We start from the raw sequence: 16,823 nt of genomic DNA, 5'->3' as shown, positions 1-16,823 counted from the left end.
CGAAGAATCGAAGTGCGATACCACACCTCCCTACCAATTGTTGGATCTCATAACCAGCAAAGGCGTGGAGCAAAGCCCGCGAATATTAGCTTGCCGAGCAAGCGCCGACTAAGGAATGCTCAGCGCAGGCACTTCTCTGGTTGAAAGTAGTAGCAAGTCCCAAGAAGATCTTAGGGCCTGCTACGTCATGCCACTTGACAATGCTTCTCTCATATTGAGAAATTAAAAGGCGCAACTGTGTCGTTGGGTATTTCCTTCCAAGCAAGCAATGCTCCGCCTTATAGGAGACGGCACAATATAGGCTAGAAGGTAGTAAGGAAATAGCCCTTACACCACTTTTTGGGACGTAATTATTCTAGGAATTACCGCCACTCGATTCAGACGTTGGATTGCCGAGCTTATCGAGGTGCCATGGGAACGATGCTTTTGGAGCATAAGAAATATCGCCAAAGTCATCCTCGCGATGATTCAGATGCTGAAAGAGCAGCTCTACCTCTTTCAACTTAACGTAAACAGTTGTCGGACGCTTTGGATGCGCCTGAAGCGAAGCCTCTTCAACGTTTTCAAATTGATCCGACGCCGCAACAAGCATCGGATAGGTTTGCTTATCGTCAGAAGAACTCTCTGCCTCAATTCTTCCCGGCAAGACTCTTCCGCTTGGATAGAACAGAGCACAGAAACCGTTTTTATGTACCGAGAAGAAATAGCTTGTTCCGGTCTTCTTAATATTAGATTTGACGTCCTCTGTACTTAAATCAGGTTCATCCGAATTAATACGATGGAGGCTTACGAGCTCCCATACGCCCGGTATCGTTGCAGCAAAGTTGACAACGTTGCCATCAATATAGGCAATTTGAGAGGTATCTTTGGGGTTGTCGCTCAGTTTTTGATAACTTGAAATGGCGGATTTACCTTCAAACTTGAGTCGTTGCGCTTCCCTGTCGTAGATCCACTCATCCGTTGTCCCGTCTTCCTCATAGACACAAGAAATGGCTGAATCGCCTTTGGCAGTCCATTTGCCATGATCTACTTTACCGTCAAAATGGTGCAGCTCATGGGTACCGTCGCTCTTAAAAATGTAGTGAGGGACGGTGCCGTCATGGTATGCCTGGTTAAGCATACCTGCGTGATCGTAGGTTTTACCGGCTTTATCACCGGCTCCAATAGCCGTATCAACTTGCCATACACCAACGATAATTTTGTTGATGTCTCCGTCCAGTGTTGGATTATCCGGCTTTTCTACAAACGGCGTTGTATTCCAAGCAGCAAGAACTCTTTCTTTTTCATCCTCTTGGTTTTTACCTTGAGTCTGGCTGCTTCCTTTGCCGTCATCTTGGCCTGACCCATTAAGGACCTGCTTCATTACTTTGTCACAGCCGGTAAAGAAGCTCATCGTAGTTACTGCTGCCAATCCGGTAAAAGAGCGACGGGTAAACAGTTTCTTGCTCATGGGTTCTCCTATATTCATAGAATGCAACATATTCTCGTAACATTTTAATGGAAATGTCAAATACAATTGCCCGTCAGTATCTTTTGAGAGGTATCTAGTTGCTCACTAGAATCACAGCTGCAAAATCAAACGGAATGCGGCTCGCACACAATCAACAATCTTCATGAGATATTCCTTTGTATTTTCTCATCAACTTGAAAGACATCGAACTTTTTTCGAATATACTCAAAGTAATTCATTAACTTAGGAGGTAGCATGGCCAGCCAGACTATCAGGGTAAGAGTTCGTGCATTAGAATCATCGCTCTCGGATAAGGAACGCCAGTTGGCAGAGTTTCTTCTCGCTGATCCGCACAAGGCATCCAAAATGACCATAAGCCAAATCGCTCAGACATTAGGTATGGCCGATTCAACAGTCTTCAAGTTCACTCAAAAACTGGGTTTTGAGGGTTTTCGAGATTTTCGTGGAGAACTTGCGGCAGAAGGATTTGACCCCGAAGTCTCCATCCATGAACATATAACGCACAAGTCAACACCGAAACAGATGGCAGAAACCGTCTTTGAATCCAGCATTCGATCGCTCACTGATACCAAAGAGCTTTTCTCTGAGCAAGATATTATCCATGCGGCAAAACTCATTGAGGATTGTTATCAGCTCACTTTCTATGGCATGGGCGGAAGCTCCGTGGTGGCGGCAGATGCCTACCATAAATTCCTGCGCACGCCCAAGCGTGTAGCCTACGACGCAGACTTCCACCTGCAGCTCATGCGCGCATCACGTTCTAATGGGGATGATTGCGCACTTCTCGTCTCACATTCCGGGCGCTGCATCCAGACCATTCAGATCGCCGAGAAGCTCCGCGAGGTCGGAGCATCTACCATCGTCATCACGAGCAATCCCTCTTCGCCCCTGACAGCTCTTGCCGATGCCTGCCTTGTGACTATCGCCGAGGAGACCGCATACCGCTCCGAATCGCTGGCATCGAGGATCTCTCAGCTTGCTCTTGTGGATGCACTCTACACCATCGTCATGTTTTCCGACGAGAACGCGGCAAGCCGTTCCTTGAAAGAGGTTCGCGAGGTCATCTCAGCCACCCGAAAGGCCTAGGGAGAGCAACCTGGAGCGAACAAAACGGGGAGAAGCGATTCCCACCGACGACATCTTTGCCGGCGGGCTCGACCCGAGCTATAGAGCTACAGAAATGACGGATACGGAAGATTCGTCGGTTCCTCAAAGATATCCGAGAAGCCCCGATCGTAAAAGTACTCGGTCTTTGCCGCATCCGCAGGGTATGTGTATCTGCCGCCGGGAAGCCAGGACACAGGACGAAAGCTATAGCCTAAGCGCTCGTGGCGCTCCTGCCAAAGCCGCACGATCTCCCGGGGATCCGCAAGGGTGTTGGTCCAGGCGTCCCAATGCAGCGGGATCACCACCTTTGTACCAAGGCATTCAGCGGCGCGCAGAATGTCAGAGGAAGTCATTTTGTCCTGTATGCCGATGGGGTTCTCGCCGAAAGCGAGAAGAGCCACGTCAATGTTGAAGCGCTTGCCCTGCTCGGCAAACCTGGTCGAAAAATGCGAGTCGCCGCCATGGTAGACAGTTCCCGCCGGGGTCTTGATGAGGTAACTGATCGAACGCTCATCCATAGACGGCACCTCGTTGTCGGGGACCGCAGGCTCTCCAGGACAGTCAGTCACAAGGACGGTCCTGTCAAAGGACTCGGCCGCCTCTATGATCACGTCGCCGACAGAAAGGGTGTCGCCGGGAGCCATGACCACACAGCGGTCCTCGGGCACGCCCCAGGAGATCCACTGATCGACAACATAGCGGGGGCCCACAAAGGGCACGTCCTTCTCGACCCCCTTGAGCACCGCGGCAGCAACGTTCTTATCGAGATGATCGTGGTGGATATGTGTAACGAGAAGAGCATCCAGATCACGGATCGCAAAGGGATCAAAGACTATCGGAGAGAGGCGCAGGTTTGGCTGCGGGATCCTTGCCCCGGCAGCGCGGGCAAACTGATGCCTCGGATCCATTGGAGCGAGGTCATGCGTGCGTTTGCCCGTTCCGCACCACAGGTCAACAGCCACATTGGTCTGGCCCTCGCTCTTGATCCAAACCCCCATGTTGCCGAGCCACCACAGGTCGAATGTTCCCGGTGTGACCTCTGTGCGCTCGATCTCCTCGTTCAGCCAGGTGCCCCAAGTAGGAAAGACCTCGTTGATCCAGGTCTGTCTTGTGATCTTCTCGATATCCGACATCTTCAACTCCTAGAATAACGGACGCGGCAAGAGAGCTCGCCGCGTCCGAGGTCACGTTAAGCGCCCAACTCCGCCAGCTTTTCATCAAGCTTCTCTTTGATCGAAGCAAGATCAACGAAGTTGTCTAAGACCACGGTCTTGGGCTTAAGCTCGTCCGGAAAGTTGTCGAACAGCTCATTGGTGGTAAAGAAAACGTCAGCGTCAACGCCCGTCACACTCCCAAGGTCGACAGTCTCGACCTCAATGTCATCCTTTCCTTCCTGAGCCAGGATGCTATCGATGTTCATCTTGGCGATGACGCTCGAACCAACCCCAAAGCCGCAAACGGCACAGATCTTCATTGTGATTACCTCCAGAGAAAGTATTGGTGAGAAGCCTAGAACCGGTTAGAAGCCCAGGACCAGCCCACGAAGGAACTTGAGGATATACATGACCGGCATCCACACAAGCGCGTAGTCGATATTGGACCAGGTAACGCCGGAGCCAAACATCGCGCCGGTGATCGGATAGAAAAGGATAGCCGCAGCAGAGGTAAGAGCGCCGGTAACAAAACCCGCTGCAATGGCGCCCTTCCAGCCGCCGGCTTTGTTCCCAAAGACACCCATGACATTGCCGTCAAAATACATGATAATCGGAGACGGAAAGACGATGACCGGCGCATGGCAGATGATGGTGAGCAGGCAAACCAGGATCGCAGCAACGGAGGAGCCGAGAAAACCAAACATGCCGCCCATAGGCGAATACGGGAAGAAGGTCGGAGCATCCAGCGCCGGCACAGCGCCTGGTAGGAACTTGTCGGAGATACCCTTGAAGGCAGGAACAATGGAACCAACGAACATGCGAACACCCTGAAGCAGGATGATAATGCCGGCAGTAAACGTCCAGCCCTGGATAATAAGCCAAATGATCCAGTTGGTAGCATCGGGACCGGTTCCGACGAGGGCCTGGATACCCTCTTGACCCACGGCGAGACCCATGCCGACAAAGATGATGGGCATCAGGAAGAACAGGACAACGGTGTTGTCACGAAACATCGAAGCCCACTTGGGGAGCTTGAGCTTGTCGGCATCCTCACTTGGATCCCCTGCGAACTTCCCCACGAAATGCGCAACAAGAGAACCAACCTGGTCCATAAAACCAAGAGTGATGGCGTCCTTGGTCCACTCACGGGAGAGCTTTCGGGTAATGGCGGGCGAGAAGGTATAGTAGGCGGCATTGAGCACGGTAGCTACGGCGATAATAACCACGGCGTTGCTAGTGCCGAGCACTGCAGGAAGCGTGACCGCCATGAAACAGGCATGAAACAGCGCCAGATGTGCCGTCAAATAAACGTTTTTGAAGTCCTTACCGGGAACAAGACGAACAAGCACCAGATGGAGCAGGAACGAAAAGAGGAAGATCAGCACTGCATTCCTGCCATAACCTTCAAGCGAGAGAACCATAGCACCGGCGGCATCATTGATGGGCAGAGTCCCTGCAACGCCCATGCTTTCATTCAAGGCAGTAACTACTTGCGACAAGGAGCTAAAGATGATGCCCGCACCGGAAGACAGGACCAGAAGGCCTGCCACCGTCTTAACGACGCCATCAATGACGTGGGGAAGCTCCTTCTTCTGAAGAAGCAATCCTGCGAGAGCGATCAAGCCGATGAAGATCGTCTGATTCGTGAGGACCTGATAGACAAGAAAATTGAGTACATCCATTTGCCTTACTCCTTTCGGTTGATCTTCTCGGCAATGGCGCGGGCGTCTTGCTCACTTCTCGCCGAGCGCAGGGTATCAAAGCTGCCTTTCTGATTGAGAAAGAGCACGACTTTCTGAAGAAGCTCAACGTGCAACTTGTCGTCAACGGCGGCGAGGATCATGACCACATCAACAGGATCGTTCTGTTTGCTTCCAAAGTTGACGGGAGTCTTGAGCGTAGCGAGGGAGGCGCAGGCGCGGTGGACCGCGTCGCTGGGTCTGGCGTGACCCAGCGCAAAGCCTGGCGCGAGAACGATGTAAGGTCCGAGATCCTTTACCGCCTGGATCACGTCTTCCACATAGGCGGGCTCGATGTGACCGTGGACAATGAGCGGCTCGGCAGCCTTCTTAAGAGCGTCTTCCCAGTCGGCAGCTTCGAGGCCTAGCTGAATGTCTTCGGGACGAATAAGAGTCTTCGTATCCATGCTCTCTTCTCCCTATTCATTCACAATGGCATGACCGCCGAAGCCGTTGCGCAGAGCGGAGACCATCTTGTTGGAGAAGTTCTCCTCCCCCATCTGGGACGCATTGCGCTCGAAGAGCGCCTGCGCGATGACCGGAGCGGGGACCTCTTCGGCGAGCGCCGCCTCAACGGTCCACTTGGCCTCACCCGACGCGGCAACAATTCCTTTGATATCCGAGAGGTCCGGATGTTTTGCAAGCTGCACCTCAGCAAGCTCCATGAGCCAGGAACGCACGACAGAACCGTGGTTCCAATTTTTGGCAACGGCAGCAAGATCGTAGTCAAAGGGGGCCTCTCGCATAATGGCAAAGCCCTCGCCGATAGCTTCCATCATTCCATACTCGACGCCGTTGTGGACCATTTTCATGAAGTGCCCCGCGCCGGCAGGGCCTACATAGGTGCAGCCATCCTCGCAGGACACCTGATCAAAGACCTCAGAGAGAAGGTCGTAGGCCTTTTGGTCTCCACCTATCATGAGACAGGCACCGTAGCGCGCGCCTGAAGTTCCGCCCGAAGTACCCACGTCAAGAAAGGCGACACCCTTCTTGGCACATACGTCACCATGGCGCACGGAGTCCTTGTAGTTGGAGTTGCCGGCGTCGATGAGGACGTCTCCGGACTCAAGAAGATCCAGCGCCTCGTCGATAACTGCCTGTGTGGCCGCGCCCGAGGGAACCATAAGCCAGAGGACACGAGGAGTTGCAAGCTGACCGATCTGCTCAGAGATACTTGCGGCTGTGGCAACACCGTCCTTCTCGGCCGCTGCGCGCGCCTCCTTTGAGAGATCGAAGCCGATAACTTCATGTCCATTATCCTTGAGGTTCAAGGCCAGGTTATAGCCCATCTTCCCAAGCCCTACAAGACCGATCCGCATACCTTGTCCCCTTTCCTCTCGCTCAGGCGTTGCCCCTTTTCTTCTGGTAAGTTCCAGAACAGATGCGGGGCGAGAAACGCCAAGAGCGAACTGTACAGAGCGAGAACTCCCCAGAGCATGAAATTCTCAGAATGAGAAATTATTTTCCTCAGATTTATAATATATAGGAAATTTGTTTTTATACTGGTGAGAATCGAAGAATTTTTCTTTTGATAGTAGAAATGGTCGAAATGAAGTTCCTATGGCTGACTCACGCCAACTCTCAGATGACGACACTATACCGTAAGCTATGTCTTGGAAAACAGCTTCAACGATTTCTATATGAGGCCTATGGTGCTGAATATGACAGCCGTAGGCATTATGTGAGCTTCACCTGTGCTAACGCTGAGAGTTATCTCTCCTGGCGCGGTTTTTTGCAGGACTTTTGGGAGAGCAGGGTGAAAAACGTCCGTCTCATTACCTCTGATGCTCACACGGGACTGACAAAGACGATCTCAGAGGTCTTTCCCGAGAGCTATACACTTTAGCGAGCTCAAATCACTCAGGTTCGTCGATGCCATTCAGAACCTTATGTTCTACGGCTGATACGAGCGCGAAAAGACCTGCCCGCCAATCGCTGTAGGTACTACACTTACTGCAAGGAGAAAATATAAAGTCGTACTTCGAAACGGCGGTGCTAGCGATGACACTCAAGGGGTCTATAGCCGAAATAGACTCGGACCGCTCCTTAAAGACATCGTCAAGACAGACCTACAGATAATTGATGAGTGCAAGTATCTACAAATCGATATCGTAAGTGTAAGGTTGCTCTGCCAAGTGATGTTGGCAACGTACGAGCCCAAAAGCATGATCGTTACCACTAACATCAGATCCGGAAAGTGTGGCACGATACTTGGGAATGCACATCTCACCTCGACTACAGTGGACAAGATCAAGTATCACGGCAGACTCGTTGAGTTCAGTGGTAGAGTAGGAAGTTTGAAAAAGACCTTATGATGAAAAGGTCGAAAGGTTAGTCAAGGGGACGAGTCGACGTCCTCATGTTAGGCCATGAAACCCAAACAGATAAATATAAATCCCTAAAAGCTTACCTTGTGAAAGACAGAGCTAGGGCAATCATAATAATGAGACTCTTGACGAATACACCAAGGAATCATAGGGTATATCTAAAAAAATAGTGAAGAACCTCTCTCAGGGACGGAAGCCTTTTGAGACAAGAAAGTCGAGCATTCAGGCAGGCATAAGCTCTCCTTGTGCCCCACAAAAACCGATGAGTTCATCACAAGGAAAGCTGATTCGGTGACCTTAAGGCGTATTAGTGGGCAAATATATCGAGAGAGCATATACTTTTCGGATGATAAGGATTATGCCAATGGGTTTGCTAAAGTTTTTTAATAACCTTAAACCGGAGCATTGGATTGCTCTTGTTTCTGCAATTACTGCAATCGTTTCTGCAATCAAGTCACAGAGCAGTGCTCGTAAGAGCCGCAACATTGCAGACGAAGCCAATCGACTAGCGTTGGATGCAAACCGCTTGTCAGAGGAAGCAAATAAACAGGCTAAAGAGGCTAACGATATCTCGAGACGGAGCAGAGATATATCCGCGTTTTCGTATTTGTCCACTTTTAGGGTGACACTTGTATACTTTGATTGGCCAGCGTGTGGGCAACCTCTGTTTAGTAACCCAACTAATGTTATAGAAGACGGCCCATCAGTTGAGGCTATGTTCAAGGTTGAGAACATCTCAACAAACGATGCTTATGAAGTCTACCTAACTAGTTCAGATGACGATGTAGACCAGAAGATTGATATCGGATGTAGAAAATTTGTGAATTGCATACATCAGTAATCTTGCGAGGTTCAGAGGAGAATGGATGGAAACAGCCGTACCCGGGCTATCTCGGAAATCCATCGGATGAGGATACCCAAGAGGCGGGCTACTCTAAGATGATTAGACTGCGTTAGACTAACGGAGGCCTTAAATGCAACTGCAAGGTTTGGTTCGAGCTCAAAGTCTACAACGAAAAGAATAAGGAGGAGGTCGACAGCTGGCATCTAAAGCCTTTCTTTCCCTCATACCAATGCAAGATTGAAGAAGTTGACTACCAGGGTCATATCTTCGCAAATTGATACGAGAATGTGTGCGGAGATGTGAGACTGACCGGTAGATACCTGTGAATCCCAAGCGACCGGACTCTATCGCTCGTTATGAGAGCTCGCTGCCAAAACAGTTGATGCGGTAACTTAGCAGCGCCCCGATACCAGACAGAACCGATTTCTTTGCCACTGACAACATTCAAGAAGATTCCCTTTAGAAAGTACTACCTTAGAAGACCATTAGCGTCCTCGTTGGTTCCTCTTTGCTAGGGAGAAGTAAATCGGTATTTTGAGTGTGTCTTCTCAAGCCCGAAGGCTCCTGCAAACTCGCTGCCACGATCAAGCTTTATCGTTCTTGGTGTCTCTTCACGCAAAGCGCGCACTACGACAGCACCAACGTCTCTGCTTGATCCAGAGGCTGCCTTACCGCCAGCAAGATGGTCGCTCATTCGATTTACCTGTATAACTAAGCGAGGGCTTCCGAGTTTTCCGGCAACGGTATCTCCTTCCCAGTCGCTGATACAAGATCTGCTCTCAACTACATAAGGACGCTCGGAGATCTCATATGTGGCACAGATCTTGCCTCTGCGCTCAAGCTTTGTATGCCGACGCTTTCCTTTATGCTTGAGTTTCCTGGACATCGTCTGTGTGCTGGGAAGCTTGAGGTCAAGCTCACCTACCCTTAGGGCTTAATAGATCGTGCTGCAGCTTAAAACTCTGTCAGGACGCTCTCTTAAGAGCCTCCTTGAGATCTGTTTAGGCGACCAGTGTTTATCTTGTATAAGGGATGCAACGAGTGTGCGCATGCCCGCATCGTCTAAGAACTTGTCCCTCCTGCAGCGGATGTGTCTTGCATCTGCTTTTGCCTGTGCTGTGGAAGCCCAGTATATTTGCGAGAAACAGTCAGTATATTCCATTCGTTTCTTGCAAGCTCCCTTGAGCCGGTGGACTTATCCCGACCCATCTTTTGAGCGATCTGGCTTACTTCCTCATGCTTTCTCCAACAGACCACAGAATGGTGGAAACACGCAGCATGCACGATTCGCTCCTTAGTGGAAATCTCCCGCGCCCCTGGAAAGCCCGGACACCAGTCCGGGTAAGACACGAGACGCGCCACTTATAGCGACAAGGAGAAACCACTGAGAAATACAACAGACACTTGCATACGGGGATGTGGTCGACATGGACTGAAGCACGCCTGTTCGCTCTCAGATGCACTGGAATCGCCACCTCTAGCTCGTGAGAGTGCTCCTGCAACTGTCAGCAGACGACGTCGTGACACGTTGCTACATGGCCGCTCAACCTAGCATGCTCGAACTATCTCTATCGCGAGTCCAATCAGTGGGGATACCAGCAAAACCAAGTCGCCCTCACCCTGAACCGCATCGCCTACTACCTCACACTCAAGGCAATGAATGTCTCGGATGTCCTGAAGGAGTTCGTTTCGTGGAGCCAGATAGAGCACCTACGAGAGAGGACAAACGTTCTCGCTGTACCTGTGCGCGAGATGGCCGAGACACACCTACTCTTCCTGTAGGGATACCCATGCCGCTCTTGAAGCCCCTATCCGGCCACACACCCTGCCAGGACGTCTTTCGATATCTCACCTGAGGAGAACGAGCGATGGTCTAAAACTTGCTGAACCTCGAAATGTTCGAGCACGATGCCGCCACCTTCAACTGGACGGCCGAGATAGATGCCAGCGCTCACGCTGGCGAAACGATATACCCTAGGGAGACCGGACCTACCACACCTACAAGCACTACGTGCTCTCGCCAGGTCCCATAGACTACGTGGACTGCAAAGTTCCGCGAGGTCACCATCGCCTGAGTACAAGAACACTTCGACGAGCATGAGGTGACTATCATCTACGCCGAACGCGACCAGTACGTCCGCATAGTCATGAACAACACTAACGTCATCATAGAAAGACAGCTACAGGACCGAGATTTAGGGAGTCTGAGCACTCGCTGCAGTGTATGGCGCACGAATACGATCTCTCGGACTTGAATGCTGTAGCAAAGGAAAACGTGGCCAATCAACCGTGTGAAATAACTTAGAGAATGCTATTTAGAATTAGATGGCTGAGGTTCAAGGTATAGGGCAACAAGTTCCATTTCATAGACTGGCTTATCTTTAATCTGAGTTACAACATCCGCTTCAAAGTGATAGACGCTTCCATCAGAAAACATCTCAAGAGCTTTAACGAACCCTTCTTTTGCTTCTGGATTATTCAATTTTGCAAACATTGTATTTCGGAGTAGAGGGGCACCATCCTCAAATACTCGTTTGACCTGTGCTAGACACTTCAAATCAGTTCCTATCAAGTCTTGCCGAGATGCTTGATATAGATTGTCATCGTAAATATTACCGACCAGCACAAATTCATCAGACAGAGAAATAACTTCTTCTGCCCCGACGAGTTGCTTTACAACTTCATTTATTTTTTTCATTTGATCTAGGTTGGTGCTTTTTGCCGACTTCTTATTACCAACTTGAGCATTTGTAAATGCTTGCATACTGTTGGCAAGTTTTAGCAAATCTTCCATTTCCGTCATAAGAGACTTAATCGAGTTGATCTTCAACCTGACAGAAGGTAAGACAAACATTCCCACTGTGATATTTTTTGGATCTTCAAAACCTTCTGAAACGAGAAAACCCCGCTTCTTCATCGCCTTAATTGTCAGATCAAGCATCGATGGCACAGTCTGAACGCGCTTCTCAGTTGAAGCCTTACTGTTGTTGACATCTTTTTCGCGCGAGATTCCAACATTACCGCCCAGATTGAAAAGCTTGAATCCACCTTGAGTCTGAATATCTACCTGTTTTCCCTTCTTCGTACTTTTTTCACTACTTACGCTAATCTCTTCGTATTCAGAGTAGCCCTCATTAAGCAGAGAAAATAGATCTATTAATCGTGGCTGATTCACGTAATAAGGAAAGAAAACTGTCCCTTCAGTCTTCTCATCTTTATTCATAAATAACCTCCAAGAGCACAAGCAGAAATGCTATCAGTATATTTATTTTACCCTTCGCCTCTTGATTGGGCTAGCAGTCGGATATTGGTCAAAATCCCTGACCTGTTTTCACAAGCCGGGGAATAGGATGTTCGGTCGCGGAGGCAGGATTTAAATCTGCAACCTTTGGGTTATAAGGATATTCCAACCCCTCGTCAATCATCACCATTTTCGCCAACAGGCACCAGAACTGCGCTTTTATTGACCGGCAACGTTCAGGATTCTAAGCTCCTGTTTGGCTCCACAAGTGAATTCGACTCTAACTCGGCTCCACCTTTTCGATTCCTATACCAAGGCAGATCGCTCAGCGTGAATGAATCCTTTTTTGGGCTAGAAAACACCAATTCATTATCGGAAGTCCGCTTCGCTATAAACCACAACCTTTGTCGGTAGCCCCCTGATGACGTTGTCTCAAAATACTCAGCCCAAACGAGTGCCTGATTCGAGCGGTTGAGATAATCAATTAAGCAATCCTTGCGGAACAACAGACATCGACCATTTGCATAGGCTTTTTCCATGCAGACGACTTTTTCTCCATCTGACCAAACTCCACGATCAGCTTGATTCAGCGAAAAACCCTTACACAACTCTGCAGAAGGATACTGAATGAAGACGCTTTCGCCATTGATGGCCGAACCATCTCGAACAGGCTCCCACATATACCCCAAAGAAGCAGGACGAACCCGCTCAAGATCCTCGGCACATTCCGATTCCCTAAAACGTTGGTCAAGCTCAAAAGCAGCACCTGCATTAAATTCTCTACAATAAATGTGTAGCGTATCACCGGCAAACAAATCATGATTAAGCGACCTGTCGTAGTCTTGCATCAACGCATCGACATCGTCTACAAAGACAAAACCCGCTGAAGCCTCCCAATATACTTCGCTTGCCGTCTCGTTTAGAGCCTTAATGTTTGTTCTTGTCCACAGAACCACATATAACTCCTCTTCAATAACGACCTCATGCAAATCAATCAAGTACGAACCTATATTGCCCTGGTCATATTCCACAGTTGCATTTAGATTACGGAGGCTCGAAGCGATACAGCCCTCGTCGAGAGGCTTGTCGTTAGGCGGAAAGATATTCGTTGGATCGATGTCTCTGCTCCATTCGAGCTCATAGAAAACTTCCTCAGGAGGCAGATAGATTTTCTTTCTTGAGACGACATATTGATCGGGGCCGATTTCTTCCCTCTCAAGATGGCGGAATTCACCAGTCTGTAAGGCAAAATTGAATTTCCTGGCATTTTCTGCAACTACTGCTTTGTATTTGTCGTCATATTCAATTTCTACCCGATACGGCGGGTAGTTGTCGACGAGACGAGCCAACAGACGAAACATCTCTATCCATTGATACTTCTTGGTTAAACGCTCATACCCAAATTCTTGACTCAACTCATAATGTTTCGCTTTTACGTCGTAAGAGCAATGCCAGTACGGGTCATAAAGCCTCTCAAGTATTTCATTGAGTGCAAGATTGGCTAAATCCTGGTCATTGGGGAAATCTGGTTCCCAGCATGAAACATGGGAGCCAAAAACATATCTACCGAAATCCCCGTAAGCACATGCCCCTCTACCGTATTCTGTGGTCATGGAATGAATAAGCCAGTCAAGATTCCTTGTTTTGTCAGACCCTTCTCCATATTCCTTTTTACACATTTCCAGCGCTTCGTCGATATCCTCGTTGGATACTGACCTCGAATACCAAGTACTATTTCCGCGCTGCCAAATCAGCGGATAGTCATTTTCATCCTTTCCGAACTTTCTAATAGCAAGGTCTGCCAAACAATCGGCATAGTTGCGCACCATAATGTTCGGATATGTCTCTCCCCTGCAATAGACGAACGAATAGGCATCATCAGCCGCTGCAACAAACTCAGCGCAGAGCTGATCGGCGTTTGCAGCAGCGCCGTAAATAGCAGCAAGCACACGCTCGATAATGTAATCGTCATCCATAAGCGACAGATAACCAGAGAAACTACCCACAAGCGAAGGATTCCGCAAGAAGCAGAGAGACAATGCCTTAGTAGCGCAGTCTCTAATTCTCCTACATGTTGACGCAGTACACCAACCAAGGAACATGGCAGCTAGAGCCACCACGTTTTCGGACGCCTTAGAGCATCCCTTCCAAAACCAGACTATCGTCTTTGAAACAGTCTTGTTTTCGTACAGGGCATGCGCCCAAACCCCATCGCGCTTCTTGGCAGGCATGGCTCTAAGGGTTTTATCGAGGAGCTTCGCATTGAAGGCTGATGAGGGAGACAGGGCCACATTTACAAGCTGTTTCAAGAAATAGACCAACCGACTCGGAAAACGCTCAATCTCATCCTTTATATATTGCTCGGCACGATCGCTTAGGGCAGGGTCTTTTCTCCAGGGGATAGATCCGAGAAATAGGTCAAATGCCAGTTCGCTTTTCTGCTCATCGTTCAAATCAAGTAGGTCGAAAACCTCAACATTAGTCAATTCCGGAAGCTCCACACTCAGCGCCTCTGCCGTTCCACGCTTCATATCAGAGAGCAGCACATCTATCACCGTTTTGCTTGATTTAATTGCAGAAAGAACGTCGTCGGCGCTATCTATGGCAGCTTTTATGATTGCCGAAGCCTCCAGGGCATCTCCAAACCGTTCATATGAAAACGAGACAAGAGGACTATCGCCGTATTCATCAATTCTAACGATGTCTTCAGCTTCCAGCATTTCGAGAACCTTGCTTGGCGAAGTGGTGTAAGAAGAAACTGCTTTGACAATCGCCTCATTGGCCTCGTCAAATGTTAGATAGCCAGACCTGGAAAAGTGCTCGTTAGCGACAATGGCAGAAACCGCTTTCTGGACAACCTTCGAAGAGGTCGAGCATTGTAGGCTCTTGCTTATAGACCCGTTTATCTGGTCTAGGCAGATGTTGACAGCATCGATAAAAGTCAGATTAAGTTCAAAACGACCAGTCCCCCTTTCGCTGATGGCCCTACACAACGTCTTAAGGAACAGTGGATTTGAGTACTCCTCACCATAAGGAGGGAAAGCCGGAGGCTCTATACCGTAAAAATCGCAAAAAGAATCCATGGCACTCGGAGAACTCTCGAACCCTCTCAGTTCTATTTTCTCCACACTCGAATTGCTCTCGACAAAGTCCTGAGGGATTACCTGAGACTCATAGGAGCTGCGAACGCTAGCAACAACTCTGATGTGAGGATACCGAGTTATCTCATCGAGAAAATGCTGGATGTGATTCGGCCAATACCCTTTCCCGTCACCTTCGTTCAAAGCATCGACGGCTATAAGCGCGACTCTGCCCAACTCCACCGTATAGCGCTCGATTTCCGCAAGACAAGTACGGTAATCGCTTGAGCCAGAGATGAGCTCAGATAGCCTCTCAAGCGGAGGGATAGAAGATACGAAATTCTGACCGAGAACCAGAAAAGCTGGCAAGCCCGACTCGATTGCCCTTGAGCAAAAATCAGCTAGCAGGTGGGATTTACCAATGCCGCCCTTTCCAGTAAACAACACAAAGTTCATCCCAAGCAGCTCGATGCCATCTCGACTGCACTGACTCCTAAGCTCAAAGATTGCATGATGCAAGTTCAAACTCCTGGAAGTTCTCTCTATGGGATTATCAGACAAGAACGCCCTATTCTCGTAAGCGCGGTAAGCATTTACGACTTTGCGCATAGCAGCAGGACTCGTGACATTCAGCGCGTCCTTCGTAACCGAAGCAATCTGAATGGCTGCATCTATAATCTCGTTATCAATTTCCTCAATGCTTTTGAGCTCGGCCACTAAATTCTCGGCGTCTGTTTTGACCACAGCCAGTTTAGTACGAACCCGTTCAAACACGACATCCGAGTTAAGTACGGCATCAAAGTAATCCGATTCGTCAACGGGCACGGTCAATTCAGAGGAATACCGAGAGCCCAAGGCCTTCTTTGCTGAAGCAAAATGCTTATCAACGAATTCGGGCGTCAGCATAAATGCATCACCAAGCTCTTGACGAAGAACATGTAGAGCAACTTCTTGCTCATCGATATCCAGATGCGCGAACTGATCTGCTAAATCCGCAGCAACGATGCAATCATTCTTTTGATCGAAATCAATGTTATAAGGATTCTCAATTAACTCTTTGAATTTAGGAAAGTTTCTAGCTCCGCAAGCGACAAATTTGATGCGATACCTCGCTTGAGCGTATTGCTCAATGGAATGATTCGCGAGAGTATTCTTTACTTTCTGTCGCGTAGCAGACACAGAAATCTGCACAACGATGTGGTTAGCTTCGTCAATCAAATCGACAGCTGATGCGTTACGCTCGTCTTGATTAAGGTTCCGCAAACTCCAACCATATACAACGTTAAGAATCCGCTTATAAGTCTCTTCAGCATGAACAGCCTGGGATAGATAGTTATTATTGGCTTCGTTTTGAAGCTCACTCCCCAAGCGAACAAGTAACTCGTTAAACTTATCTGTATTCGTCGACCTAGCCAAAGTCATGCAGGGTTTACCCCTTCCTCATGTAAGTAATCTCGAACTGCTCGATACGGCACATCTCCTGCACGCGGAACTCGATAGCGAAGGCGTTGCCGCTGTCGAACCTCTGCCAAGTATCTAAGCCGCGATCCAGTATGATGTCCCAGACAGTGTTCGCAAAAGCGGAGATGTGCTTGCAATCCCAGCGGCATTCTTGCGATCAACATAATAGGCCTTTTTCTCAGGAGAGAAAACCGCGGGTGAATCTACTGTTATTGGCAGTTGCATACGTGCCTCTATGAACCAGTCCAGGGAATTATACTACCGCGTCCATTTCCCGATTCATAATTTCACACACCATCCTATGATACTATCGGCAGCAGTAAACCCACCTGGCCACTCAATGATGTGCATTGGCGGATCTTTTCTTTATCTGATTCACCGCACCCCACGACGCCGATT

Annotated in this window: 14 protein-coding genes; 4 read left to right on the top strand and 10 right to left on the bottom strand. The window is 49.1% G+C overall.

Features of this window, described 5'->3' with window-relative positions:
- Window positions 1-355 precede the first annotated feature (355 nt).
- Window positions 356-1,450 (bottom strand): hypothetical protein, encoded by a 1,095-nt coding sequence (locus tag ATORI0001_RS04050; RefSeq protein WP_003149231.1) that lies wholly within the window; start codon window positions 1,448-1,450, stop codon window positions 356-358.
- A 255-nt stretch (window positions 1,451-1,705) separates the two neighbouring features.
- Here ATORI0001_RS04050 and ATORI0001_RS04045 point away from each other — a divergent pair, with 255 nt between their 5' ends.
- Window positions 1,706-2,557, top strand: a complete 852-nt coding sequence (locus tag ATORI0001_RS04045) for a MurR/RpiR family transcriptional regulator (RefSeq protein WP_003149471.1) — start codon at window positions 1,706-1,708, stop codon at window positions 2,555-2,557.
- Window positions 2,558-2,643: 86 nt separating this feature from the next.
- On the opposite strand, the gene ulaG is transcribed toward ATORI0001_RS04045, so the two are convergent.
- From ulaG to gnd, 5 genes are read right to left on the bottom strand one after another with little or no spacing between them, the layout of a single operon-like run.
- Window positions 2,644-3,711 carry an L-ascorbate 6-phosphate lactonase gene (gene ulaG, locus ATORI0001_RS04040; protein WP_003149664.1) on the bottom strand — a complete coding sequence of 356 codons (1,068 nt, stop codon included), beginning with the start codon at window positions 3,709-3,711 and terminating at the stop codon, window positions 2,644-2,646.
- Between the two features lie 56 nt (window positions 3,712-3,767).
- Window positions 3,768-4,052: a PTS sugar transporter subunit IIB gene (locus ATORI0001_RS04035; RefSeq protein WP_003149080.1), complete on the bottom strand. Its 285-nt coding sequence runs from the start codon at window positions 4,050-4,052 to the stop codon at window positions 3,768-3,770.
- A gap of 45 nt (window positions 4,053-4,097) precedes the next feature.
- Window positions 4,098-5,414: a PTS transporter subunit IIC gene (locus ATORI0001_RS04030; RefSeq protein ID WP_003149367.1), complete on the bottom strand. Its 1,317-nt coding sequence runs from the start codon at window positions 5,412-5,414 to the stop codon at window positions 4,098-4,100.
- A gap of 5 nt (window positions 5,415-5,419) precedes the next feature.
- Window positions 5,420-5,878: a PTS sugar transporter subunit IIA gene (locus ATORI0001_RS04025; protein WP_003149055.1), complete on the bottom strand. Its 459-nt coding sequence runs from the start codon at window positions 5,876-5,878 to the stop codon at window positions 5,420-5,422.
- 12 nt (window positions 5,879-5,890) lie between these two features.
- Window positions 5,891-6,847 carry a phosphogluconate dehydrogenase (NAD(+)-dependent, decarboxylating) gene (gene gnd, locus ATORI0001_RS04020; RefSeq protein ID WP_272947310.1) on the bottom strand — a complete coding sequence of 319 codons (957 nt, stop codon included), beginning with the start codon at window positions 6,845-6,847 and terminating at the stop codon, window positions 5,891-5,893.
- A 164-nt stretch (window positions 6,848-7,011) separates the two neighbouring features.
- On the opposite strand from gnd, the gene ATORI0001_RS04015 reads away from it, so the two are divergent.
- From ATORI0001_RS04015 to ATORI0001_RS04010, 3 genes are all read left to right on the top strand, one after another.
- Window positions 7,012-7,317 carry a transposase gene (locus ATORI0001_RS04015; RefSeq protein WP_162010740.1) on the top strand — a complete coding sequence of 102 codons (306 nt, stop codon included), beginning with the start codon at window positions 7,012-7,014 and terminating at the stop codon, window positions 7,315-7,317.
- Window positions 7,318-7,402: 85 nt separating this feature from the next.
- Window positions 7,403-7,786 (top strand): ATP-binding protein, encoded by a 384-nt coding sequence (locus tag ATORI0001_RS08105; protein ID WP_081450669.1) that lies wholly within the window; start codon window positions 7,403-7,405, stop codon window positions 7,784-7,786.
- A 376-nt stretch (window positions 7,787-8,162) separates the two neighbouring features.
- Entirely contained in the window at window positions 8,163-8,639 is a 477-nt protein-coding gene (locus ATORI0001_RS04010) for a hypothetical protein (protein WP_003149164.1), read from the top strand.
- Between the two features lie 514 nt (window positions 8,640-9,153).
- On the opposite strand, the gene ATORI0001_RS04000 is transcribed toward ATORI0001_RS04010, so the two are convergent.
- The 4 genes from ATORI0001_RS04000 to ATORI0001_RS08100 form a co-directional block, all read right to left on the bottom strand.
- Entirely contained in the window at window positions 9,154-9,528 is a 375-nt protein-coding gene (locus ATORI0001_RS04000) for a hypothetical protein (protein WP_050768519.1), read from the bottom strand.
- Window positions 9,529-10,953: 1,425 nt separating this feature from the next.
- Window positions 10,954-11,865, bottom strand: a complete 912-nt coding sequence (locus ATORI0001_RS03990; RefSeq protein WP_003149541.1) for a DUF6414 family protein — start codon at window positions 11,863-11,865, stop codon at window positions 10,954-10,956.
- A 254-nt stretch (window positions 11,866-12,119) separates the two neighbouring features.
- A complete protein-coding gene (locus ATORI0001_RS03985) occupies window positions 12,120-16,385 on the bottom strand; it encodes an SMEK domain-containing protein (protein WP_040324504.1) in 4,266 nt (1,421 codons plus the stop codon).
- 7 nt (window positions 16,386-16,392) lie between these two features.
- Complete coding sequence (locus tag ATORI0001_RS08100) at window positions 16,393-16,551, bottom strand: MIT C-terminal domain-containing protein (protein ID WP_155811557.1); 159 nt, start codon at window positions 16,549-16,551, stop codon at window positions 16,393-16,395.
- Window positions 16,552-16,823: the final 272 nt, after the last annotated feature.

This window comes from Lancefieldella rimae ATCC 49626 (assembly GCF_000174015.1).
Lineage (GTDB): Bacteria > Actinomycetota > Coriobacteriia > Coriobacteriales > Atopobiaceae > Lancefieldella > Lancefieldella rimae.
The sequence above is the reverse complement of the archived record's forward strand: the minus strand, read 5'-3'. Positions and strand labels throughout refer to the sequence as shown.